This is a genomic window from Roseburia inulinivorans DSM 16841 (assembly GCF_000174195.1).
GTDB classification, from domain to species: Bacteria; Bacillota; Clostridia; order Lachnospirales; family Lachnospiraceae; genus Roseburia; species Roseburia inulinivorans.
On sequence record NZ_ACFY01000084.1, the window covers coordinates 19,854 to 42,782 of the forward strand.

Consider the following 22,929-nt stretch of genomic DNA (forward strand, 5'->3'; position numbering starts at 1 on the left):
AGTCGCACCTGCCTTCTAAGAACCGGCGGTTCCCCAATGTCTTTCATGTCTTTTGTTGATTTTTCACAATTTAATTTACACTTTGAAGAGTTTCGCATTTATCCATAATTGTATCCTTTAATTGCGCAATCAATTTTTCATTCTCTTCATGTGTCTTCACTGCAATACGATAGTATCCTGTACGTAGTCCCCGGTAATTGCTGCAGTCACGAATTAAAATTTTTTTCTTCAGCAAATCATTATAGAGCTGACGCTCTGTCTTTATGAGCAGGAAATCTGCTTCCCCGGGGTAGACTTTGATCCCCAGCTTTTCCAGTTCTGCCCTTAGATATGCACGCTCTTTTCCAATGTATGAAATGGTCTTGTTACGGTATTCCGTCTCATCTAATGCCGCACGTCCTGCTGCCTCCGCAATGATTGAGATGTTCCACTCCGGCAATTGATTGAAAATCTGCCCTGCCTTGTTCTGGCTGCCACAGAATAAGAAGCCCAGACGCACACCCGGGATCGCATATAATTTTGTGAAAGCCTTCACAATGATGACATTTGGGTATTCCTGCATGGAATGTGTTTCAAAAAATCCCTTTTTCCTTGTAAATTCCAGGAAACATTCATCTATCACAACGGTTATCTTTTTTTCCCGGCATCTGTCACATATTTTTTCCAGCAGCATGTCTTCTATTGTATTGCCAACCGGATTATTCGGGTTCGCCAGAAATAATAAATCCACATTCTCCTGCAATTCCTGCAGAAACACTTCGGTCAGGCAGAACCCGTCCCTCTCTTTCATCTCATAATAGGAAACCTCTGCCTCTGTCACGTTTGCAGCTTTCTCATAACCATAAAAGGATGGCGCCGGTATTACAATTTTTCCCGGTTTGATCGCATGGACGACTGCCACAAATAACTCAGATGCTCCGTTCCCACACAAAATATGTTCCTCCGGGATATGATAGTGCGCTCCGATTTTTTCAATCAGTTTCGCATGATGAATGTCCGGGTAATGCTCACAGAGTTCCAAAGATTCCTGCATTGCCTCCTTCACTTTTTCCGGTATTCCAAAAGGATTGATATTGACCGAAAAATCCAGTTCTATTTCATTTTGATAGATGTCTCCTCCGTGTATGACCGGACGCATTTTCTCTCCTCCTCTCTGGTCTAAGAAAAATAGGCAATTGCAAAACTCCTCATAATATTCTTTCAATTGTTCATAATTAACATAATTTTCGAAAACACGCTCTCGCTACGTGTCGCTGGTAACGGTACTAAGAAGCCAGTCACGATTAGCATCGCACCTGCCTTCTAAGTGCCGACCGCTCCCCAGTGTTTTCTCAAGCTTTTGTTAATTTTTCACAATTCAATTTAGATTTTTACGAGTTTCGCAATCATCTAACTTAAGAAATAAGCAGGATGATCCAAAGTACCGACAGACAGATTGCTTCACACAAGATAGCCGTCGCATACAGTAACCGGTTTGTGCGCTTAATATCCTCTGTCTCCACTGCTCTTTCTGCATCCCCGATATAAGGCTTTTCCACGATTTTGCCAAAATAGCTTGCATTTCCCGCAAGCCTGATTCCAAGGGCTCCTGCACACACCGCTTCCGTCTGTGCCGAATTGGGGCTCGCATGTCTGTAGCGATCTCTCTTAAAAATATACCATGCCCGCTTTCCGTCAAACTCTTTTCCACATAAAAAACAGGAAACCACCATGAGCAGTGCGCTGATCCTTGCCGGGATGTAGTTTACGATATCATCCAGTTTTGCCGCAGTTCTGCCAAAATACAGATATCTGTCATTCTTATATCCTACCATGGAATCCATGGTATTGACAGCTTTGTAGAAAAATCCAAGGATTGGACCGCCGATCGCTGTGAAGATCATCGGTGCGATCACGCCATCCGAAGTATTCTCTGCCACAGTCTCGATTGCAGCCTTTGCAACGCCTGTCTCATCCAGACATTCCGTGTCTCTGCCGACGATCATGGATACCGCTTTCCGTGACGCCGCAATATCCCCTTTTTTCAGCTCCTGATAGACTTTCATGCTCTCCACTTTCAGGCATTTCGTGGCAAGGATCTGGTAGGTCATAATGCTCTCGATCACAGCACCAAGATAAGGATGCAGCCTATACGCGCCAAGTAAAAGCACAGCCGTCACAAACACCGTACTGCTCAAAACTGCAAGTACAAGCAGCATTCCTCTCCTTTGTTCCTGCTCCGGTGTGGTATGTTTTTCTTCCGTTTTGCTGCCGAGAAGTCTCTTTTCCAGAAAACTGATCGAGTTTCCAATCAGACGGATCGGATGCGGCAGCCAGTAAGGATCTCCAAGCAGCAGATCCATGAGAAATCCCGCCAGCATGGAAGCAATATGATAAATCATGATTTAATTTCCTTTCTTATCTATTGTAAATGTTCACTTTTTGAGTCCTCACATCCTATCTTAGTCAGACTTGTTATCTTCCATCTGCCCTGGATCCATTCCAGCACAGTTTCATATCCTTCCCCGTTTTTCACCTGAAAATCAAAATATTCTCCTCCGGTAAGACTGCTTAACACCGCCATGATCGTACCGCCATGCACTACGGCCACGACCGGGATTTCTGTTCCACAATTGCTTTTCAGATATTGCGGATCTGTGTCGTTTTGTATTCCGGTGTTCTTTTCTGATCTTTTTAAAATATCAGACATCATCCGGTCAAAACCTTCCATGGAACGCCGGATAAACTGCTCTCTCGACTCTCCACCGGGAAATGGCAGTGTTCCATTGCTGTCGATCCACTTCTGATAGCAGGGATTGTCCTTTAATTCCTCATAATTTTTTCCCTCAAACTGCCCGAAATCCATCTCCTTCCATTCCGGGATCAGAATTGGATTTCTCTCAAAAAGCAGTTCCGCTGTCTGAACGCAGCGTTTCATCGGAGATGTATACAAAAATTCCGGTGGACTGGAAAAATATTCCTTCTTTTTTTCCTGCAAAAGACGGATTCCTGTTTCAGACAACGGTTCATCTGTTTTTCCAAGATAACGGTGTTCTCCGTTCGCCTGTGTCATACCATGTCTGATCCATGTGATTTTTGCTTTTATTTTATCTTCTGTCCTATTCCACATATGATGCGCTCCACTGTCTCCGCTTCCCCTGCAAGCCGGATCAATAATCTGCCGACACGTTCCCTGTATTCCCGCTCCTGCTTCTCCATCGGCACAATGCCGTTGCCGATCTCATCGCAGATAAAGATACAATCCGAGTGCTCCTTATAATATTGCAGCACGATCTCTTCCGCCGGTTTTCCCTCCTGTAAAAGCTGTTTCACCCAGAGATGCAGGTCATTTACAACAGGCACCTCCTGCCCTTTCAGCTTTTCCTGCACATAGGCAAGCTTGCCCTGCGCATATCCTCCGATATATAATTGCATGCTTTTTCTCCCCTTCTGCCGAATACTATTTTGAAAGTTACAGGAAATATCCGGCCATCGCAACCGCAGCTGCCGCAGCCGCCTCACAGACTGTCACAAAAAATCCGGCAGTGTCACCTGTGATACCACCAAGCTCTTTGTAACTTTTCTTTTTAAAATAAAAGAAACTGAGCAGCGCCGCCCCAATTGCCGCGGCTCCATACCATCCGGATACGAGCAGCATAAGTACCACGCAAAGCGCTGCCTGAAAATATAAGGCTGCTTTTACCCTGACTTTCTGTGCACTGGATGCAAAGGTATACAAAAGTCCCTCTTTCTTTGCCGGCTGCAATGTCATAACTGCAATCCCACTAAAGCATCTCGCCAGAAAAAATACGGCTGCCAGTGCAGACACTGCCTTTTGGGTATGTATTTCTGAAATTGCTGCGATATCGATCATATAATAAAGAGCCAGCATGATCGCCGCAAATGCACCGATATGGGAATCTTCTAAAATCTCCAGCTTTTTTTCCCGGCTCTGGTACGAATGAAATGCGTCCATCGTGTCCATGTACCCATCCACATGAAATCCACCGGAGATCATTAACGGAATTGCCGCACCGATCAGTGCATAGCAGACATTTCCTACCGCAAATTTCTCACATAACACCGCCCATCCGAAAAAAAACAGTCCGATCACCCCGCCGATCCACGGAAAAAAGCACATCATATACTCCATGTCCTCTTCCTTCCACTCGAACTGCGGCACTGGGATTTTAGAATAAATGGAAAATGCGATTGCCATCGCTTTTAATAATTTCATAACTTCATCCTTTCAGCTCCACCGGAATTCCAACCACGACCTCTGCCACCCGGTCTGCCAGATGCGCAAGTGCTGCATTGATCCTGCCAAGTGCTCTCAAATACTCCATTGTTCCGGCGTCATAGATTACACCATCCTCAAATACATTGTTCGTGACGATCACAAGGTTGTCGAGTTTCTGTGAAAGAGTCTGTATCTCAGATACAATTTTTTCAACTACTTCCTCCTCGGATTTCATGCCGTCTTTCGTGAACATTTCGTTTGCTGTGAGATTTGACATACACTCAAGCAGTGCCGATTTCTTTTCTGAGCTGCACTGCCCTTTCCTCTCTGCTTCCTGCCGGTATTGCGCCTGCCCTGATTCTCCAGCACATACAAACTGGATTTTTCCTACATTCATCGGGCTTTCGATCGTAAGAAACCCTTTTCCTGCCCGCAGTTTCCGATGCCGCTCTACTTTTTTTTCGCCCTCTGCATCATAAATCTGCATGGTTGCAATATAATATCTGATTCCTTCGCAGGAATACAGCAGGCTTTCTGCATATGCAGATTTTCCGCTGCCGCTTCCCCCTGTCACCAATGTGATCATCCTGATAACTGCACCTTTCTGTCACATGTAAAAAATATGTTCACACTGACTTTATCAAAACCTGTGATACTCCTCAATTTTAAAATCGCCAAAAGTAGCCCCTGTCTCATATAAACTCATGGCAATATCTAACAGGGAAAACATCATGACTGCCCCCGTTCCCTCTCCTAATGCAAGTTCTGCATCCAGAACCGGAGAAAGCCCCAGCTCCCGCATCAAAAGTTCCGAAGCCGGTTCCTTTCCTTTGTGGGAGGGAATGATAAATTCTTTTGTTCCCGGACAAAGCCGCTCTGCTGTAAGCGCTGCCACCGCACTGATGACACCGTCTGCCACGATCGGCATATGGTATTTTGCACCACCTAAAAACACGCCGCAAAGTCCTGCGATATCCAGCCCGCCGACTGAGCATAAAATACGCATCGGCTCAGTCTCTCTCAACTGATATTTTTCCAGTGCCTCTGCAATCACCTGTCTTTTTCTGGCAAGCCCTTCATCACTTAATCCGGCGCCCCGCCCTGCCACGATCTCCGGCGGAACGGAAAGCAGAGCTGCTGCCATCGCCGCACTTGTCGTTGTATTGCCAATTCCCATCTCTCCGGTGCCAAGCAGCGTATATCCAGCTTCTTTGCACTCTTTTACAAGTTCCATCCCAACCCGGACCGCCTGCATGGCTTCTCTCTCTGACATCGCAGGTTTTAGCAGAAAATCATTTGTACCTTTTTTACTTTTCTGCTGATGACTCCCGGAAAAATCCGGTCGGTGTTCACACCGATATCCACCGGAAAAACCTCTGCGCCAACTGTTTGCGCCATTTTGCAGACCGAAGTATTTCTTTTTCCGAGATTCTCTGTCACCGCTGCCGTGATCTCCTGCCCGGACTGGCTGATGCCTTCCGCCACAACGCCATTATCTGCGCACATGACGATCACTGCTTTTTTTGCAATATCAATCTCTGGCGACCCAAGGATTGCCCCGATCCTTGCGAGAAGTCCCTCAAACTCCCCCAGACCATCCAGCGGTTTTGCCACGCGATCCCAGTTTGCTTTGATTTCCTGCCTGATTTTTTTATCCGGTTCCTCTATTTTAAATTCCATTATTTTTCCTCTTTATGCACTGCGCATTTTCGTTACTGTTCACTCGTACCTCGTTCCAGTAACAACATTTCTGTTTTAAATCGCAGCTTCCCGCAGCATCGCATACACTGCTTCCATGTCCATGGATTCCCGCAGACCGTCTGCAAGTTTATCATACTGCATCTGCTTAAACTGCCCATAACTTATCATCTGCCCGGTATCCAGCACCACACCCTTCCGTTCAGCCAAGATACCAACCAGTGTCTCTGCCAGCGTTCCCTCGTCAAAAATGCCATGAACATATGTTCCATATACGTTACCGGAAAAGATTCCGTCGTATTTTACACTGCCATCTGCTTCGTTTTGTATTCTGCACATGTAACGCTTCTCATTACCTCTGCTTTCCGGATCTATGACACACTCACTGTCTACGATGCTTCCACCGTCTGCGGTGCTTCTATTATCCGCGTTACTTCGACTGTCTCCGGTACTGCCCATGTGGATCTCGTATCCGCGCACGCTCTTTCCGGAAAGTCCGGAGAGTGCTCCGGAAATTTCTCCAAAAGTTCCCGTTACCTGTGTTCTTGTTTTTTCCTGTTTCAGCTCCGTCGCAGCCGGAAGCAGTCCCATGCCCTTCATGCTTCCACCGTTTTCCACCTGATATGGATCGCTGATCGTCTCACCCAGCATCTGGTATCCGCCACAGATTCCAAAAACAATGGTATCCTGCGCTTTCTTTTTGATCAGCGCCTCCAGACCATTTTCCCGCATCCATTTCAGATCGGCCATTGTATTTTTGCTGCCCGGAAGCACGATCATGTCCGGGTGGTGTAAGTCTCTCACACTGTCCACATAGCGCACGGAAACCTGCCCGATCTGCTCTAAGACAGACAGATCCGTAAAATTGGAAATTCTTGGATAACGGATGACTGCAATATCGATCAGGCCTTCCTCCCTGCGGTCAAATCTGCTGCTTAAGCTGTCCTCGTCATCAATGGACAGCTCCATATAAGGCACAACGCCCACGACCGGCACATGTCCCCGCTCCTCCAGCATCACAACGCCCGGATCTAATATAGTTTTATCCCCGCGGAATTTATTGATGATGAGCCCTTTTACACGTTCCTTTTCCGGTTCCTCAAGCAGCATCAGCGTTCCGAGAAGCTGTGCAAACACGCCGCCCCGGTCAATGTCTCCCACAAGAAGCACCGGTGCATCCAGAAGCTCTGCCAATCCCATATTGACAATATCATTCTCCCTCAGATTGATCTCTGCCGGACTACCTGCGCCTTCGATCACGATAATGTCGTTATCTCTTTCTAACTCCCGGAATGCCTTTTTGATTTCCGGGATCAACTGTTTTTTATACACAAAATAATCTCTGGCGCTCATATTCCCAAGCACTTCACCATTCACGATCACCTGTGAGCCGACATGTGTGGTCGGTTTTAACAGAATCGGATTCATTGCAGCTACCGGCTCCACCCCTGCTGCCTCCGCCTGCATCACCTGTGCGCGTCCCATCTCAAGCCCTTCCTTTGTGATAAAAGAATTCAGTGCCATATTCTGGGATTTAAAAGGTGCCACCCGGTATCCGTCCTGTCTGAAAATCCTGCAGAGTCCTGCCACGATCAGGCTCTTTCCTGCGTTTGACATCGTGCCCTGCACCATGATCACTTTTGCCATAATTCTATCTCCATTCCACAGTCTTCTGCCTCCTGCAAAAGCTGTCTGTTAAGCACATTCTGTGATCCAAATACCGTCTGGCAGCAGATCACCTTTCTGCATGCGCACATCACCTGTTTTGCCGCCTCATAATGTTGCCTCTCAAAGTCCTGATACGCCTCCGCAGCGATCACCTGCACCGCAAGCGCTTCTGCCGCCGGATAATCAATATCATTTTTTCCTAAGATCCCCACTGCAAATGGAATCCCATTTCTCTGAAGCTGCCGGAACAGGAAACTTCCCGTACCATTTCCGGCGATCACAAATACCTCCGGTATGCCACCGCACTTTTTCAGTTCCACGCAACCGCTTTTCTCCTGAAACGTTCCGTCCGTGATCTCATAAAGCTGATCGACAAATCCATCGGTAAAGACTTCCTCCGGCATGCCATAATGCTCAATGTTTTTCCCTTTAACGCAGACAATTTTGTCCGACACACGCTCTGCAAGATCAAGTTCATGCAGCGACATGAGAACACCAATTTTTTTCTTCCGTGTCATCTCCTGCAGCATGGATAAAAATTCGAGTTTGTACTTTACATCCAGATAAGATGTCGGCTCATCAAGGATCAGAATCTCCGGCTCCTGACACAGCGCCTTTGCAAGCAGTACACGCTGTTTCTGCCCATCACTCAGACTCATAAAATTGCGTTCTTTTAACGGTGAGATGCGGATCTGTTCCATGCACTGCGCCACCACCGCCTCATCTTTTGGTGTCAGGATGCCAAGTCCTCCGGTATACGGATATCTCCCCATCGCCACAACGTCTGCCACTGTCATCAGCTCCGGTGTGATGCGCTCTGTGAAAACAATGGACATTTTCTTCGCCAGTTCTTTTTCCGGCAGTTCACACAGCCTGGTGTTTTCCACATAAACACTGCCGCAGATTTCCTGCAGCTGCTTTGCGATAGTCTTTAAAATAGTGGATTTTCCTGCCCCGTTTGGTCCGATCAATGTTACGATCTCTCCCATTTTCAGAGAAATCCCTATCTCCTTTATCAGTTCTTTTCCGTGATATCCAACGGACAGTCCGTCCGTATGTAAAAGTTCCCGTTCTTCCATTCCGTTCCTCATTTTCCATTGTCAAGATATTTCATTACCTACCGAATGCCTGGATGCATGCTTCTCACAATTTCAATTTTTCTTCCTTAGTACCGCTCCTGTCGCTGCTTCAACATGACTGCGATCATTACCGGTGCACCAAAAATCGCTGTCACGGTACTGATACTCATCTCCGTCGGTGCGAACACCATCCGCGCCAGAAGATCACAGAACATGCAGAATACTGCCCCACCTAAAAAAACATGCCGGTATCATGATGATCGGTTTTGCCGTCCGGAATAACCGCTTTACCATCTGCGGCACCGCGATCCCGACAAACGACACCGGTCCTGCAAACGCTGTTACCACTGCGGATAAGATGCTCGATAAGATCACGAGCAATACGCGGAACATTTTGATATTGACACCCATATTTTTTGCGTAAGTCTCTCCTAACTGGTACGCTTCCATCGGTTTTGACAAAAAGAATGTCAAAATGCCGGTAACGGCTACAACAAACACGATCGTTTTCACATTCTCCCATGTGATGCCGGAAAAGCTTCCCATCGACCAGTTATGAAGATTCACAATGTCAGAATCCTCTGCAAATGTCACAAGAAAATCTGTGACTGCAGAACAGATATAGCCGATCATCACTCCGATCAGTACTAAAAATGACATATTCTGAACTCTCGGTGACATCAGAAGCACGCAAAACATCGACAGCATAGATCCTGCGAACGCCGCCACGATCAGATCCACAGAAGATAGTGTTCTGGAATATCTTAAGAACACGATCATCACGACCGCCACAAATAATTTTGCCCCGGAAGAAATGCCAAGGACAAACGGTCCTGCGATCGGATTATGAAAAAAAGTCTGCAGCAGATACCCGGACAATGCCAGCGCACCGCCGAGCAGGATTGCCGCAAACGTTCTCGGGATACGGATCTGAAAGAGAATGGCTGCATAAAGTTCATCCTGTTCCCCTCTGAACTGTCTCCAGATATCTGAGAGCGGAATCTGCACACTTCCGGCACATACACTGATGATAAAAAAGAGTACTGATAATGTGATCAGAATGACAAAACAGACCGTATATCTTATTTTTCTATTTGAGCTTATACATGTAGGTAAGTTCATCCGTATCCTCCGAGTTCAGCATCTCATGAAAATCATGGATAATGCTTCCGGTATCCATTGTATCCTGATAAAGGTTTTTCCCGATACACCATACATTTCCATTCTGGACTGCTTTAAAATCTGCAAAAAGACTGTTTTTCGCCAGCAGATCATCAATGGAAGCAAGATTGCCGTCGATCGTGCTGTTATAGACAAGATAGTCCGCATCTTTTGCCTGCGCATAAAATTCTTCCATCTGCATATTGACACTGGAAGCTGCGTTATCTTCCCCCTTTAAATTCCGGAACACATACTCCCCACCGGCAATGTCTATCATTTTCGGAACATAGTCATTGCTCTTTCGCACACTGACCGTTCCTGCTGTTGTAACATAAAAAAATGCGACTGTCTTTCCGGTAGCTTTCACATCAGAAAGCTCTTTCACATACTGTTTCTGTTCCTCAAATGCTCTCACCGCCGCATCCTCATTTCCGGTCAGCACTCCATAAAGCTTTACCCACTCGGTCCTGCCAAGCGGATCAGACTCATAGCTGGAATGATCGACTAAAACCGGAATGCCAAACGATTCCAGATTCTCCTTTACCTCCGGTGAATGTCCGATCATCGTTGACTCAATGGCAAGCCCGCACTCTTTCGAACAGATCAGTTCATAATCAGGTGCATTATACTTTCCGGCATATACGATCTGTCCGCTCTCCATTGCCGCCTTTGCCTCCGGGATCTCCCATTTTTCTTCAGGCAGTCCGGACAGGCAGATGTGATCCAGTGCACCGATACTGCAAAACATATCCATAGCCGCAGAGGCAACCAGATAAATATTGGACACCGGGGCATTTAAGACTGTGATCCCATTCTCTAAATCCTCCGGTACCTGTTCCCCTTCGGTATTCAGCAAAAATCTGCTTCCATCCGATATGGAAATCAGTGTAAAACCGTTCTCATAATAATCCACTGCAAACTCTGTGGCATAATCTAAATCCATGCTCTTTTCATAAGTCAGCTCACTGCTGATCTCATGATCCCCACTCTTCCAGGAGGTCTGGCTGTCTCCACAGCCCAATATCTGGATGCAGGCAAAAAGCAATATACACCACAGACCGATTTTTTTTATCTGCTTCATTCTTTTTTTCCTTTTCTCTTCCGATGTATCTGCCACGCTGTGATACTTACTGCGATCACGGCTGCGACGTAGACAACTGCGATCACTTCCATCGGTTTTTTTCCGGCGTTTGCAATGGAAGCACTGTCGAGCAGAATCGTATATTCAATCTCATGCGGCACGCTCATGGCTGTCGTATCTGCCGTTACCGGCACTTCTTTGTCAAAAGCAGTCACAGGCAGTTCGAAAACAGAATTGCCCTCTGTATTGACCGGAAGATAAGTCTCTCCGTCCATCGTCATATAGTCATAATTAGGGCTGCTCCACTCGATCTCGATGACGGCCTTCTCATCCTGCACCTGCAGAATTGCCGGTGATGTGACAGACGCCCTGCCGCTTCCCCCTGTCAGCTGCACTTCAATCTCATACTCTCCATCCGGGAGATCAACCTGTATTCCTTTTTCCCATACTTCGGTTCCGTTTCCGTTGCTTTGCATTCTGTTTTTCTCTCTTTCCTGTTCGGCAGTCTGTTCCAGATGATGTTCTATGGAGTCCTTCTGCCTGAATATGAAAAAAGCGTCTCTTTTTCACAAAAGAAACGCTGCACTCAAATCACAATATAAAAATTTTCCTGTCCTATCTTACAAAAATGATCTAAAAACAGGTCAAATTTTCTCATCCGTACAGCCAGTTACTCGTGGCGTGGAAACATTTTTGTTTCCCGTACAACAATCAGGCAGGTCTCCTGACTTACAGATCATCATGCATTGCCCTCTTCCCGGCTGCCCAGTGAGTTTTTGGCATGCACTCCCTAAATACAGTGACGAGTTCGTACAGGATTCGCACCTGTTTCCCTTTTCACCAGATCCGGCAGAGTGAGGTCACCCTGCCTATCTGACACCTGTTTGTTTCATTATCAAGTTCGTTTGAACTATAACATATGCTTTTAAAAATATCAATCGTTTTCCAAAAACCTATTCAACACTGGCAAAACTATTCGCAGCGATCATCTTTTTCAATTGTGTGGCAGCCTCCTTAAAAGGGTGCTTGCTGTCATAGATCAGACAGATATTCCGGGACGGTATCTTCTCACACAGGGGTATCTCTGACACCTCTCCCCTGTCAATCGCATCCTTTGCCATCGGTTTTGGTATAAAAGCCAGCCCCAGTCCGCTTCTTACCAGTGGAAGGATCTGATCCGCCGTTGCAGTCTCTGTATCCGGCTCAAAGTCCAGACCATAAGAAGCAAATAACTGCCTGTAAAACTGAAAGGTCACCGTCTCCTTTCCAAGACAGATGAGCGGATATTGCATAATCTCCTCAAATGTTGTTTGCCTTCCTGCCAGATGCCCAAACTCTGTTCCACCGATCAGTATTTCCTGATATGGATGAAGCATTGTCATGTGGAGCGGTGCATCCGCTTTTACAGGTGTGGAAACGACTGCAAAATCAACCGTTCCCCTTCTCACCGCTTCCACCGCCTGCGGTGTGGAATGATTGTAGATCTTCAGCCGGATTCCCGGGTATGTATTGTGAAACTCTTTTAACTTATCCAGAAGGAACAAATTTAACGCGGTCTCACTGGCTCCGATTGCAATACTCCCATGGGACAGTCCCACACATTCTGCCAGTTCCTCCTCTGCCGTAAAAAGCTGTTCCATGGCCGCTGCTACATGTGTATACAGCTTTTCCCCTTCCGTAGTCAGAAAAACTCCACGGTTCGTCCGCACCAGAAGCGTACAATGAAGCTGCTGTTCCAGACAGTTCATTGCCCTTGTCACATTCGGCTGGCTGTTTCCCAACACCCTTGCAGCCCTCGTAAAATTATTGTATTTCGCAACGTAATAAAAAATTTTATAATACTCAAAATTCACATCCATAGCTCGCCCTCAATCATATCAAATTATTATTTCTGCTATATCAATTATAGCTTTCACATATTTCTATTTCAATAGTATAATTTTAGCGAAAAAAGAAAAGGAAGCGATTCATTTATGGCAGAAAAAACAATTTTTCCACGCGAAGAAAAAGCAGATGTTTTATTCAACAAAATATTAAATGATCCATGGGCATGTGAAAAACTCCAGGGGACTTTCTGCAATTCCCTGTTTTGCAACGAGGATAACAATTTTCCATTATCTCCCGCTGAATTTTCCCAGGCACTTTTTAATGCTTATCACAACAGAGATCTGTCAGCTTTTCTTATGGCAATCTGTCAAAATACATTATTCGATCTGCTCCGGAATTCGTTTCTGATTCCGTACCGTTTTAACGCAGACGGCAGAACGAATCCGATTATCATGACTGACGAATCGGGCAATTTACTGCCCGGATATAAAACAACCGTACGTGAAAAAGATTACCAGCATTTTTATGATGTCTACTGTGATCTTGACAATAAGAAAAATATTTATTTTGCACAGGCCTACCGTTACCGCCATGCCTATGCTTCTGAAAAAATGGATATGGAACAGCAGATTCTGGAAAAAAATACCGGTGTACTGATCATCCGCGAGCTGCCCGACACTGTCAAGCTGAAAGAGACAGAGGCAGAAGCTTATTCTGCTGTCTGGGATCTTATGATCAAACTGGAGAAAAGTCTTCCTATGGCGTACATTTTCTATGGGCAGGATTCTCTGGTAGAGGAAAACACCCGCTATGATGAGATTGGTATTTTTCTACCGGATTCGCTGTTTTTGAAGAATCTGGAACGACATGTAAAAAAAGCAGAGGCGATCATTTATGCAGAAGAATAATTATATGGATATCATGGAAAAAAATCATATGGAAATCCCCTGGCACGATTACACGGAAAACGACAGCAATGTTCTGATCAATAAAGCAGGGCTGATCGAGAAGGCTTCTGTTATCGGAAGAGTCGGATTGATCATGCTCTCCTGTGGAACCGGAGCATGGCGTGTCCGCACTTCCATGAACCGTCTTGCAAAGGAACTTGGTGTCACCTGCACCGTGGATGTCGGACTTATGTCCATCGAATTTAACTGTTTTGACGGAAAAGAATGTGTCTCACAATCCTTAAGCATTGCCAATACAGGTGTCAATACCTCAAAGCTTTACCGTATGGAACAGTTTGTTGACAATTTTCCAAAACAGGAAGCCCATCTGACAGGTGAAGAGATTCACAGACGTCTGGATGAAATCGAGTCTATTCACACACTCTACTCCCCTGCCAAACTTGGTCTCGCCGCTGCACTCGCATGTTGTGCTTTCACGTTCCTGCTGGGTGGTGGTCCGATTGAAATGGTTCTCGCCTTTATCGCAGCCGGTATTGGAAATGTGATCCGCACCAAACTGATCAAACACCATTATACGTTATTTTTAAATATTGCAGTATCAATCTCTGCCGCCTGTCTGACTTATACCGTATGTCTGCATCTGGCAGAAATGTTATTCCATATTCCGTCCTTCCACGAGGCAGGATATATCTGTTCCATGCTGTTTATCATACCAGGATTTCCATTCATCACAAGTGGAATCGACCTTGCCAAGCTTGATTTGAGATCCGGACTGGAACGCCTCACTTATTCCGTGATCATCGTGCTGGTCGCTACCATGTTTGCATGGATCATGGCATTGCTCTTAAAATTGCAGCCACAGGATTTTTCCTCATTATCCATCGATCCTGTCCTTCATCTGTTACTGCGGTTGATCACAAGTTTTTGCGGTGTATTCGGATTCTCTATTATGTTCAACAGTTCGATCCCGATGGCAGCCACGGCTGCCTTTATCGGTGCCATCGCAAATACATTGCGTCTGGAACTGGTCAACTTTACGGCTACACCTGCCGCTGTCGCCGCTTTTATAGGCGCATTAACCGCCGGACTTCTGGCTTCCATCATAAAAAATGGAACGGTTATCCACGTATTTCACTAACCGTTCCATCCATTGTTATTATGGTTCCAGGACTTTACCTTTATCGTGCAATTTATAATTTCGGGATCATGTCACTGACAGAAGCTGTCTCCTGGTTTGCTGCTGCGATCATGATCATCATTGCGCTTCCGCTTGGTCTGATTTTTGCAAGAATCCTGGCCGACCGCACGTTCCGCTATTGCACCTGATGTAAATTTTTCTTTCCATTAACAAACTTTTTCTAAGATTTCATTTAAGGCATTGCCACTGCTGGAATGACTTCTTACCACTTCGGCTTTGCTGCGCTCCGCCTCCGCTACCGCACATTTTACCATCTTGTGGGAAACTGTATTGGTAAACAGGATAATCAGATCCGGTGACCCAATCTGGCTGCTTAACTTTGCCGGCATCTGGGTAAATACTTTTGCCTTACATTTATGCTCCTTACAAATCTTTTTATACTGACACACCATACGGTCATGTCCTCCAATAATGACTACGCTCATAAATTATCCTTTCGTTATAATGCTTACCTTATTATAATGCTGCGAGCTGTTTTCCAAGGTCTTTACATGCATCTAAGGCAGCATCGTCCGGTGCTTCCTGACAGATCACGCCCTCTCCGTTCACAACGGTTGCTCCGGCTGCTGTCATACGGTCTACCCAGTCACGCATCCACTGTCCATCGCCCCATCCATAAGAGCCAAACAAAGCGATTGTCTTACCTGCTGCAAATCCTTCCACATCGCATACAAATGGTTCCATCTCGCCTTCTTCGAGCACTTCTGCTCCCATTGCAGGACAGCCCATTGCAAAACCTTTTGCAGCTTTTAAATCATCTAAGGATGCACTTGCAACATCAACAACCACTGCTTCTTTTCCTGCTGCCGTTACACCCTCTGCAACTGCGTTTGCCATACTCTCTGTGTTTCCTGACTGTGACCAGAATACGATTGTTACTTTATCCATGATTCTTTCCTCCATACTACCTGCAGTTTTATGATTTTTTTATTTTTTCACATTCCTGCATTTTCTATTCTTTATCAGTTTATGAAGTTAGTATTTGCTAACCTGTAAATAAAAATTAAGCATAACAGGCAGCCATCTCGCTCACACTGCGTCCACTTGCAAGCAGCTGTATCAAAACTTTTCTTGCCTCTTCATATCTGTTAAACAAAGCCTTCTTCTCCTCTACATGTCCGTACACTTTCCAGTAACCGGCATACAGATAATTGTGACCTTTGTTCTCAATGAATCCCTCCACATCTTCCACAGGATAACCGAGCAATAATCCCATCTCATGTGGAAATTCTGCAATCTGCTCCATACAGTCTGCATAGCGTTTCTGAAAACGGCTTAAAACATCGCTTAAATCCAGGCTTTCGTATCCAAAACTCTTCATCGACTGACAGACTCTATCCTGCATCAGGTACGCTTTCAACCCATCCTCGCGGTACACTAAAAAGGTTGCTTTATCTTCGCTTTCCAACAGCAGATAATAGGAAATACCGGAACGTTCCAACACCTGTTTCATCTGTGGTGCAAGTTTTTTCTCCACATTCAGCAAATTAGAAACCTTCATGCCGGAGATCATCGGTGCACACTGTACGACCAGATGTGTCTCAATTCTTTCTCTGTCTAATCTTGTGATCATCTCATATACTTCCTGACTCACTTTGCTCTCCTTTGCTTTTCGGTTAGTTATATCTAACTTATAGGCATATATTACACAAAAAAAGAAAACGTGTCAACACTGTTATTGAAACGTTTTCTCGTTAAGCTTCTATCTCAATTCCTTCCTGCACAAAAATGCGCAGATCAAAACAAAAATACAGCAGACCACCCATGTGACCGGTTCGCAAAGGCACACTGCAAAATACCCATATGCCGGCACGACCCAGATAGCAAAAATTACCTTTCCTATCAATTCCAGACTGCTGCACACAAGCGGCATCATCAAATGATTCATTCCCTGCAGCATATTTCTCAAAATAATAATCACCGCCATCGTAGGAATCAACGGAAAACTGATCCTGAGATATAATGCAGTATTATAAATAACATCCGCATTACTGCTTCCTGTTACCAGTCTGACGGCATCTTCCACGAAGAAAGTCACAAAAACCATGGAAAAAATCCACCAGATTGCAAAAAGAAAGAATGCTGACCATACTCCTTTTTTGATTCTGTTTCGATTTCCGCCACCCATGTTCTGGCTCGTATAAGTTGCAACACTCGTTCCAAGCGCAAGTCCCGGCGTATGGAAAAGTTCCGCCAGCCTTCTTGCGCCTACCTGCGCCGTAATATACAGGTTTCCGAGTGCGTTGATACTACCCTGTAAAATAACACTTCCAATATTATAAATTGCACTCATCAAAGCCATGCTAAACCCTGCGACAACCATTTCAAGCACAAATTTTTTCTCCACCTGATAATCTTTTCCTTTAAAATGAAGCAGTGGATAATTGCGCCAGATAAGTATGAATGCCAGAAATGCACTTACCCCCTGTGATAAAACCGTTGCAAACGCTGCACCTCCGATTCCCATCGCCAGTGGTGCCATAAACGCATAATCCAATGAAATATTCAAAACGCTGCTGAACAGCAAAAACAAAAGGGGTGTCATACTGTTTCCAACCGCCTGAAGCATAGCTGCTTCCATATTATACACCATCGTAAATGGTATTCCGATCAGTATGATCGTAAGATATTCCATCGCACCTGCCATCGTCTCTTCCGGAACCTGCAAAAGGATCAGCAGCGGTTCTTTACACAACAGAAAAATGGACATTAATACAATGGATACCGACATGGAAATTGTTACCATCCAGCAGGAGACATGCTTCATTTTTTGCTCATCCCCTGCTCCAAAGCTGCGGCTTAAAGACAACGCCAGTCCATTGTTCATTCCAAATGCAAAATTTGTGATAAGTCCATATAGCGCCGAAACTGCTCCAATCTGTGCGAGTGCGTGATCTCCCAGAACATGTCCGGCAATTGCAGTATCCGCCAGATTATAAAACTGCTGTAGCAGATTTCCAAAAAACAGTGGCAGCGCAAATTTTAATACAAGCCGGAACGGATTTCCCCTTGTCATATCCAGCACACGGCTTTTTTCATTTGTTTCCATCGTAATCCCCGCTCCTTTAATCTTTACTCAGAAACCGGTCCCACTCTTCGGCATCTGCGCTTCCGCTTACTTTAATCATGAAAGTATGGTCTTCCGTATCAATGGATACCGTATAGACACCTTTCTCCTGCTCAATGGAATAGATTTCACATCCTTCCAGTTCCTTTAATTTTGCTGCCTGATCTTCTGCCGCAATCAGTATATCCTCTTTCTTTTCTTTCAGATTACCGTCTGCGTCATAAACTTTATAGCCTTCCTCGACAAATGCCGTAATCTCCGGCTCACGGATTTTCAGTTTCAGTTCATTTGCACGCATTTCGCGGATATCACGATTGCACGAATTTTGTGGTAAAATCGTCACATTGTCCAATATCATTTCAAAGATCCCATTGACTGCGCAGGTTTCTGCAATGTATGCGCCCTCAAATCTGAAGTTTTGTAATTCATTTTCAGTATAGTATTTCATTTGTTTTCTCCTGTCATTGATATCATATCTGTAAATTCATTCATCTACTTTACTTTTTCTGACCGTCTACTCCTGCAGCTTTTTCACTTCATCTAACGAAAGTCCTGAAATAGCTGCAATCTTTTCAGATGTGAATTCCTTTAAAGCAAGCATACGCTTTGCTGTTTCAAAAGCTGCCTGATTTTTGCCTTCTGCCAGTCCAGCTTCATGTCCAATCTCACGACCAGCCTCAAACTCTGCCTTTCTCAACTTCTTCTCTTCCAATTCTTTATCATACTCAAAAATGCTCATATTAATAACCTCACTCCGGTTTCGGATAAGGAATTCTGTCAGGATTCCTTCCCGGATACATTCGTTTACAGCACGTTCCACTGCCTGGTTCAATTGCATGTATGCCGCATAGTGACGTACTTTGGCAACATACTGTGCATATTCTTTTAACATACTGCAATGCTGCATCAACTCTGCATTGTGTCCTTCATTGACATTGAAAACCGTAACAACCAATTCAAGTTTTGGCTCGCCTGACAAATGCTCAAATGCCGAGGAAAGCCGAAGTTCTGTGCAATCAGCAATTCCCATCGAACCATTATAAAATTCAATAAAATTGGGGGCAGGAATTTTCTGTAAGGTGGAAGAGAACAGTGATTTCTTATCCACGAGTTTCTGATATTCACTGCAAATATAAAACAAATCTCGAAGTGGCATATTAGGATTATAAGTTGACTGATGCTCATAAAGATATAAATTGGTATCCATGATAAATGCCAGATCATTTTTCATACCCATATATATGGCATTCTCTAATGTAACAATTTCCAACTCTTCCGGATTTCTATAATCCGTCTGATTCACTGCGTTATAAAGCGATAACAGATTTTTCCTGTCAGAAAACAGCATCCGAAAGACAGTGTCTTTATAATTTCGGTTTGCCTTTGGTTCTTTGACTGTAAAACTCCTTTTTGTCCTGTTCCGGTTTCTTTTGCATTTTGCCATAAATCGTTTCCTCCTGATTTTGGTGGGACAGTTCATAATAAACACTGTCCTAACAGGAGAGTAACAGATACTATCTCTAAATTCGTTCGTCTCCTGCTTTTCAATTGTTGATGGGTAACAAAAAGCATAGATACGAATGAAACACACAGATTATTTGGGAAACTAATCTGTAGTTCTTAGAATATAGATGACAAAATTGTCATGAAGATTTTGTAAAATATGCTTTGTTTGATTATAGCACAAAAGCAGAAGCAGAAGCAAGAAAATACTTCTACCTTCTGTACCAACTGAGATTGTATAGACGCTATTCTCACAGTCTATAGAATAAATTTCACAGCACAGGTCGTAGAATCTACCTCTACGACCGCCTGTGTTAATTTAATTCGAGCATTCTGTCAATACAGCGTTTTGCTCCCTTACTTACTTCCTCAGGTAAAATAATTTCTTCACCTGCAAGGCCTTTCAGACAATTATATACATCTACTAAAGTTGTAAGTTTCATATTGTGGCATACACAATCCTTGGAAAGTGGATAAAACAGCTTATCCGGACACTCATACTGTAAATGGGAAACTATGCTGTTTTCTGTTCCAATGATAAATTCCTTATCTGTACTCTTCTTCGCATAGGACATAATTCCAGTTGTGCTTCCTATGTAGTCTGCATTCTTGGTTACTGCAGCGGCACATTCCGGATGGACAAGAAGCTTCGCATTTGGATGTGCTTTCTTTGCTTTTGCCACATCTGCTTTGCCCATTCTAAGATGAGTTGGGCAACCACCCTTGATAAATTTAAAAGTTTTCTCAGGAATCTGTTCTGCTACCCATGCTCCGAGGTTACAGTCCGGAATAAAAAGAATCTTGTCGTTCTCCAGCTTCTTAACAATAGATACTGCTGATGCAGATGTAACACATACGTCACACAATGTCTTCAATTCAGAAGTTGTATTAATATAAGCTACTACTGTATAATCCGGATACTGTTTTTTTAATTCTTTCAATTCTTCCACAGAAAGCTGTTCTGCCATAGGACATCCTGCTTCACCGCTGGAAAGAAGTACTTTCTTGTCTGGTGAGAGAACCTTCACGGTTTCTGCCATAAAACGGACTCCGCACATAAGGATCGTCTGCTCCTGTGTTTTGGCAGCCTGCTGGCTCAATGCAAAGGAATCTCCCATATAATCCGCAACTTCTAATATCTCATGATTTTGATAGGCATGTGCCAGAATACATACTTCTTTTCTTTTTTAATCTAAGGATCTCGTCCTGAATTTCTCTTGTCGTCATCTTTCCCTCTTTTATCACAGAAAGGCTTTCTTCTTCCGGTATTCGTTCTGTCTTAATGTGATCTCATTTTTAATTTGTTTTCCAAACGACAGTATCAATACCGGATCTCACTGCCTTTTGCTCACTTTAGTAAAAGTATACGATTTGAAATATACACTGTCAACACAAAAAATTTACAGGTGTCTTGTCAGTTGTAAAATTAAGTGTTATACTTGAAGCAATCTGTAAAAAAACACTATTTTATTAACATAAAAGAATAGGAAAAGAATATGAAAACAGATATACTTATAGTTGGAAGTGGCTGTTCCGGATTATATGCAGTCTTAAATCTTCCTGAGGAATTAGATATTATGCTGATCACGAAGTCTGATTTTGAAAGCAGTGATTCCTTTTTGGCTCAGGGAGGCATGTGTACGTTAAAAGATCCGTCTGATTATGACAGCTTTTTTGAGGACACATTAAAAGCCGGACATTATGAGAATGACCAGAAGTCTGTCGAGATCATGATCAAGTCTTCCCCTGATGTAGTGAAAGATTTGGTAAAATACGGTGTCTCTTTTACCCGGGACGAAAATGGTGATTTTGTCTATACAAGAGAAGGTGCACATGCTCATCACAGAATACTTTTCCATGAAGATATCACTGGAAAAGAGATCACAAGCCACCTTTTAAATGCCGTCAAAAAATTAAAGAATGTAAGAATGTATGAATATACGACTCTCTTAGATATCCTTTGCGATGGCAGCAAGTGTTGTGGTGGAATTATCAGGTGGCCGGATGGCAGGGAAGAACAGGTTGAAGCTGACTATGTAATACTTGCAACCGGCGGTATTGGTGGAACATACAAGCATTCCACTAATTTCAAACACCTGACCGGTGACGGCGTGGAGATTGCCAGACGTCATAATATTGAACTGAAAAATCTTGATTATGTCCAGATTCATCCTACTACTCTTTACTCTGATAATAAAGAAGAAAGAAGCTTTCTTATTTCTGAATCTGTAAGAGGTGAAGGTGCCAGGCTTTATGATAAGAATATGAACCGTTTTGTAGATGAACTGTTGCCAAGAGATCTGCTTACACAGGAAATCTACAAACAGATGGAGAAAGACGGCACCGATTTTGTGTGGGAAGATTTAAGAACCATCCCGCGTGACGAATTAATAAGTCATTTTCCAAATATTATTGAACATTGCAGCCAGGCCGGTTATGATGTGTTCCATGAATGTATTCCCATCGTTCCGGCTCAGCATTATTTTATGGGCGGAATCAAGGTAAACCATAACAGTAAAACTTCTATGGATCATCTCTACGCAGTCGGTGAAACCGCATGCAATGGGGTTCATGGTAAAAACAGACTTGCAAGCAACTCCCTTTTAGAGAGTCTTGTATTTGCAAAAAGAGCAGCAAAAGAAATTGCTGGCGAAAGGAGATAATATGTACGATCAGGTAACATTAGGGTTAAATGTAGACCCATTTATATTAAGTGCTTTAAAAGAAGATATCACAAGTGAGGACGTATCCACAAACAGTGTTATGCCACATCCACAGCAGGGCGAGGTAGACTTGATCTGCAAAGAAGATGGCATTATCTGCGGTCTTCAGGTTTTTGAAAGAACCTTTACTCTGCTTGATTCCAATACAACCGTAGAATTTTTTGTAAAAGACGGTGACCATGTAAAAGCCGGTGAACTTATGGGCAAGGTTCATGGTGATATCCGTGTGCTTCTCTGCGGAGAGAGAACTGCTCTTAATTACCTTCAGAGAATGAGCGGAATCGCAACCTATACAAGCCAGGTGGCAAAGCTCCTTGAAGGAACCGGGATCAAGCTTTTAGACACAAGAAAGACTACACCGAACAACCGTATTTTTGAAAAATATGCCGTGAGAGTCGGTGGCGGAAATAACCACAGATACAACCTTTCTGATGGAGTACTTCTCAAGGATAACCATATCGGTGCCGCAGGTGGTGTAAAAGAAGCTGTCAAAATGGCTAAGGCATATGCACCTTTTGTAAGAAAAATCGAAGTTGAAGTTGAGACTTTTGAAATGGTACAGGATGCCGTGGAATCAGGTGCTGATATTATCATGTTAGACAACATGGATAATGATCTTTTAAAACAATCCATCGATTATATTGCCGGCAGAGCTGAAATCGAAATTTCCGGAAATGTTACAAAAGAAAACATTGAAAGAATTAAGAACTTTGGTGTAAACTATGTATCAAGTGGAGCTCTGACTCACTCAGCTCCAATTTTGGATATTTCACTTAAAAATTTACATGCAGTTTAGA

The 22,929-nt window shown here is 44.0% G+C and carries 21 protein-coding genes, 3 pseudogenes and 1 riboswitch; of the genes and pseudogenes, 4 read left to right on the forward strand and 20 right to left on the reverse strand.

Annotated features, from left to right (window positions below; genetic code table 11):
• Positions 1–70: 70 nt before the first annotated feature.
• From ROSEINA2194_RS08110 to ROSEINA2194_RS08175, 13 genes and pseudogenes are all read right to left on the reverse strand, one after another.
• Positions 71–1,138, reverse strand: coding sequence for a pyridoxal phosphate-dependent aminotransferase (locus ROSEINA2194_RS08110; RefSeq protein ID WP_044927506.1), 1,068 nt, complete (start codon positions 1,136–1,138; stop codon positions 71–73).
• Between the two features lie 256 nt (positions 1,139–1,394).
• Positions 1,395–2,381, reverse strand: a complete 987-nt coding sequence (gene cbiB / locus ROSEINA2194_RS08115; RefSeq protein ID WP_007885525.1) for an adenosylcobinamide-phosphate synthase CbiB — start codon at positions 2,379–2,381, stop codon at positions 1,395–1,397.
• Between the two features lie 20 nt (positions 2,382–2,401).
• A complete protein-coding gene (locus ROSEINA2194_RS08120) occupies positions 2,402–3,109 on the reverse strand; it encodes a histidine phosphatase family protein (RefSeq protein WP_007885526.1) in 708 nt (235 codons plus the stop codon).
• On the reverse strand, positions 3,082–3,414 hold the full coding sequence (locus ROSEINA2194_RS08125; protein ID WP_007885530.1) for a bifunctional adenosylcobinamide kinase/adenosylcobinamide-phosphate guanylyltransferase: 333 nt from the start codon (positions 3,412–3,414) through the stop codon (positions 3,082–3,084). Before ROSEINA2194_RS08125 ends, ROSEINA2194_RS08120 begins: the two co-directional genes overlap by 28 nt.
• 37 nt (positions 3,415–3,451) lie before the next feature.
• A complete protein-coding gene (locus ROSEINA2194_RS08130; protein WP_007885532.1) occupies positions 3,452–4,216 on the reverse strand; it encodes an adenosylcobinamide-GDP ribazoletransferase in 765 nt (254 codons plus the stop codon).
• 4 nt (positions 4,217–4,220) lie between these two features.
• The gene (locus tag ROSEINA2194_RS08135; RefSeq protein WP_007885533.1) at positions 4,221–4,805 is read right to left on the reverse strand and encodes a bifunctional adenosylcobinamide kinase/adenosylcobinamide-phosphate guanylyltransferase; all 585 of its coding nucleotides are present in this window, start codon (positions 4,803–4,805) and stop codon (positions 4,221–4,223) included.
• Between the two features lie 54 nt (positions 4,806–4,859).
• Positions 4,860–5,899: pseudogene (gene cobT, locus ROSEINA2194_RS23795) on the reverse strand (nicotinate-nucleotide--dimethylbenzimidazole phosphoribosyltransferase).
• Between the two features lie 75 nt (positions 5,900–5,974).
• Positions 5,975–7,564 (reverse strand): cobyric acid synthase, encoded by a 1,590-nt coding sequence (locus tag ROSEINA2194_RS08145; protein WP_007885547.1) that lies wholly within the window; start codon positions 7,562–7,564, stop codon positions 5,975–5,977.
• On the reverse strand, positions 7,552–8,664 hold the full coding sequence (locus ROSEINA2194_RS08150; RefSeq protein WP_044927507.1) for an ABC transporter ATP-binding protein: 1,113 nt from the start codon (positions 8,662–8,664) through the stop codon (positions 7,552–7,554). Before ROSEINA2194_RS08150 ends, ROSEINA2194_RS08145 begins: the two co-directional genes overlap by 13 nt.
• Positions 8,665–8,750: 86 nt before the next feature.
• A pseudogene (locus ROSEINA2194_RS08155) lies at positions 8,751–9,786 on the reverse strand (FecCD family ABC transporter permease).
• Entirely contained in the window at positions 9,755–10,906 is a 1,152-nt protein-coding gene (locus ROSEINA2194_RS08160) for an ABC transporter substrate-binding protein (protein ID WP_007885561.1), read from the reverse strand. Before ROSEINA2194_RS08160 ends, ROSEINA2194_RS08155 begins: the two are co-directional and overlap by 32 nt.
• Complete coding sequence (locus tag ROSEINA2194_RS08165) at positions 10,903–11,382, reverse strand: hypothetical protein (protein ID WP_007885563.1); 480 nt, start codon at positions 11,380–11,382, stop codon at positions 10,903–10,905. Before ROSEINA2194_RS08165 ends, ROSEINA2194_RS08160 begins: the two co-directional genes overlap by 4 nt.
• A gap of 221 nt (positions 11,383–11,603) precedes the next feature.
• Positions 11,604–11,802, reverse strand: a riboswitch (cobalamin riboswitch).
• A gap of 57 nt (positions 11,803–11,859) precedes the next feature.
• Complete coding sequence (locus ROSEINA2194_RS08175; RefSeq protein WP_007885567.1) at positions 11,860–12,765, reverse strand: LysR family transcriptional regulator; 906 nt, start codon at positions 12,763–12,765, stop codon at positions 11,860–11,862.
• A gap of 114 nt (positions 12,766–12,879) precedes the next feature.
• On the opposite strand from ROSEINA2194_RS08175, the gene ROSEINA2194_RS08180 reads away from it, so the two are divergent.
• Positions 12,880–13,641: a DUF4866 domain-containing protein gene (locus ROSEINA2194_RS08180; RefSeq protein WP_007885574.1), complete on the forward strand. Its 762-nt coding sequence runs from the start codon at positions 12,880–12,882 to the stop codon at positions 13,639–13,641.
• A pseudogene (locus ROSEINA2194_RS08185) lies at positions 13,628–14,967 on the forward strand (threonine/serine exporter family protein). Before ROSEINA2194_RS08180 ends, ROSEINA2194_RS08185 begins: the two are co-directional and overlap by 14 nt.
• An 18-nt stretch (positions 14,968–14,985) precedes the next feature.
• Here the strand turns inward: ROSEINA2194_RS08185 and ROSEINA2194_RS08190 are convergent.
• The 7 genes from ROSEINA2194_RS08190 to nadA form a co-directional block, all read right to left on the reverse strand.
• Positions 14,986–15,264, reverse strand: a complete 279-nt coding sequence (locus tag ROSEINA2194_RS08190) for a DUF2325 domain-containing protein (RefSeq protein WP_007885578.1) — start codon at positions 15,262–15,264, stop codon at positions 14,986–14,988.
• 31 nt (positions 15,265–15,295) lie between these two features.
• Positions 15,296–15,727, reverse strand: a complete 432-nt coding sequence (locus tag ROSEINA2194_RS08195) for a flavodoxin (RefSeq protein WP_021923525.1) — start codon at positions 15,725–15,727, stop codon at positions 15,296–15,298.
• A 115-nt stretch (positions 15,728–15,842) separates the two neighbouring features.
• A complete protein-coding gene (locus ROSEINA2194_RS08200; protein ID WP_007885580.1) occupies positions 15,843–16,433 on the reverse strand; it encodes a DUF3793 family protein in 591 nt (196 codons plus the stop codon).
• A gap of 108 nt (positions 16,434–16,541) precedes the next feature.
• On the reverse strand, positions 16,542–17,888 hold the full coding sequence (locus tag ROSEINA2194_RS08205; protein WP_007885583.1) for an MATE family efflux transporter: 1,347 nt from the start codon (positions 17,886–17,888) through the stop codon (positions 16,542–16,544).
• 16 nt (positions 17,889–17,904) lie between these two features.
• Positions 17,905–18,354 carry a hypothetical protein gene (locus ROSEINA2194_RS08210; protein ID WP_007885585.1) on the reverse strand — a complete coding sequence of 150 codons (450 nt, stop codon included), beginning with the start codon at positions 18,352–18,354 and terminating at the stop codon, positions 17,905–17,907.
• A 66-nt stretch (positions 18,355–18,420) separates the two neighbouring features.
• A complete protein-coding gene (locus ROSEINA2194_RS08215) occupies positions 18,421–19,350 on the reverse strand; it encodes an RpnC/YadD family protein (protein ID WP_007885586.1) in 930 nt (309 codons plus the stop codon).
• Between the two features lie 373 nt (positions 19,351–19,723).
• Positions 19,724–20,578 carry a quinolinate synthase NadA gene (gene nadA / locus ROSEINA2194_RS08220; protein ID WP_334292513.1) on the reverse strand — a complete coding sequence of 285 codons (855 nt, stop codon included), beginning with the start codon at positions 20,576–20,578 and terminating at the stop codon, positions 19,724–19,726.
• Between the two features lie 327 nt (positions 20,579–20,905).
• Between nadA and ROSEINA2194_RS08225 the strand changes: the two genes are divergently transcribed.
• Both ROSEINA2194_RS08225 and nadC read left to right on the forward strand, forming a co-directional pair.
• On the forward strand, positions 20,906–22,072 hold the full coding sequence (locus ROSEINA2194_RS08225) for an L-aspartate oxidase (protein WP_007885588.1): 1,167 nt from the start codon (positions 20,906–20,908) through the stop codon (positions 22,070–22,072).
• A 1-nt stretch (position 22,073) separates the two neighbouring features.
• Positions 22,074–22,928: a carboxylating nicotinate-nucleotide diphosphorylase gene (gene nadC / locus ROSEINA2194_RS08230; RefSeq protein ID WP_021923519.1), complete on the forward strand. Its 855-nt coding sequence runs from the start codon at positions 22,074–22,076 to the stop codon at positions 22,926–22,928.
• Position 22,929: the final 1 nt, after the last annotated feature.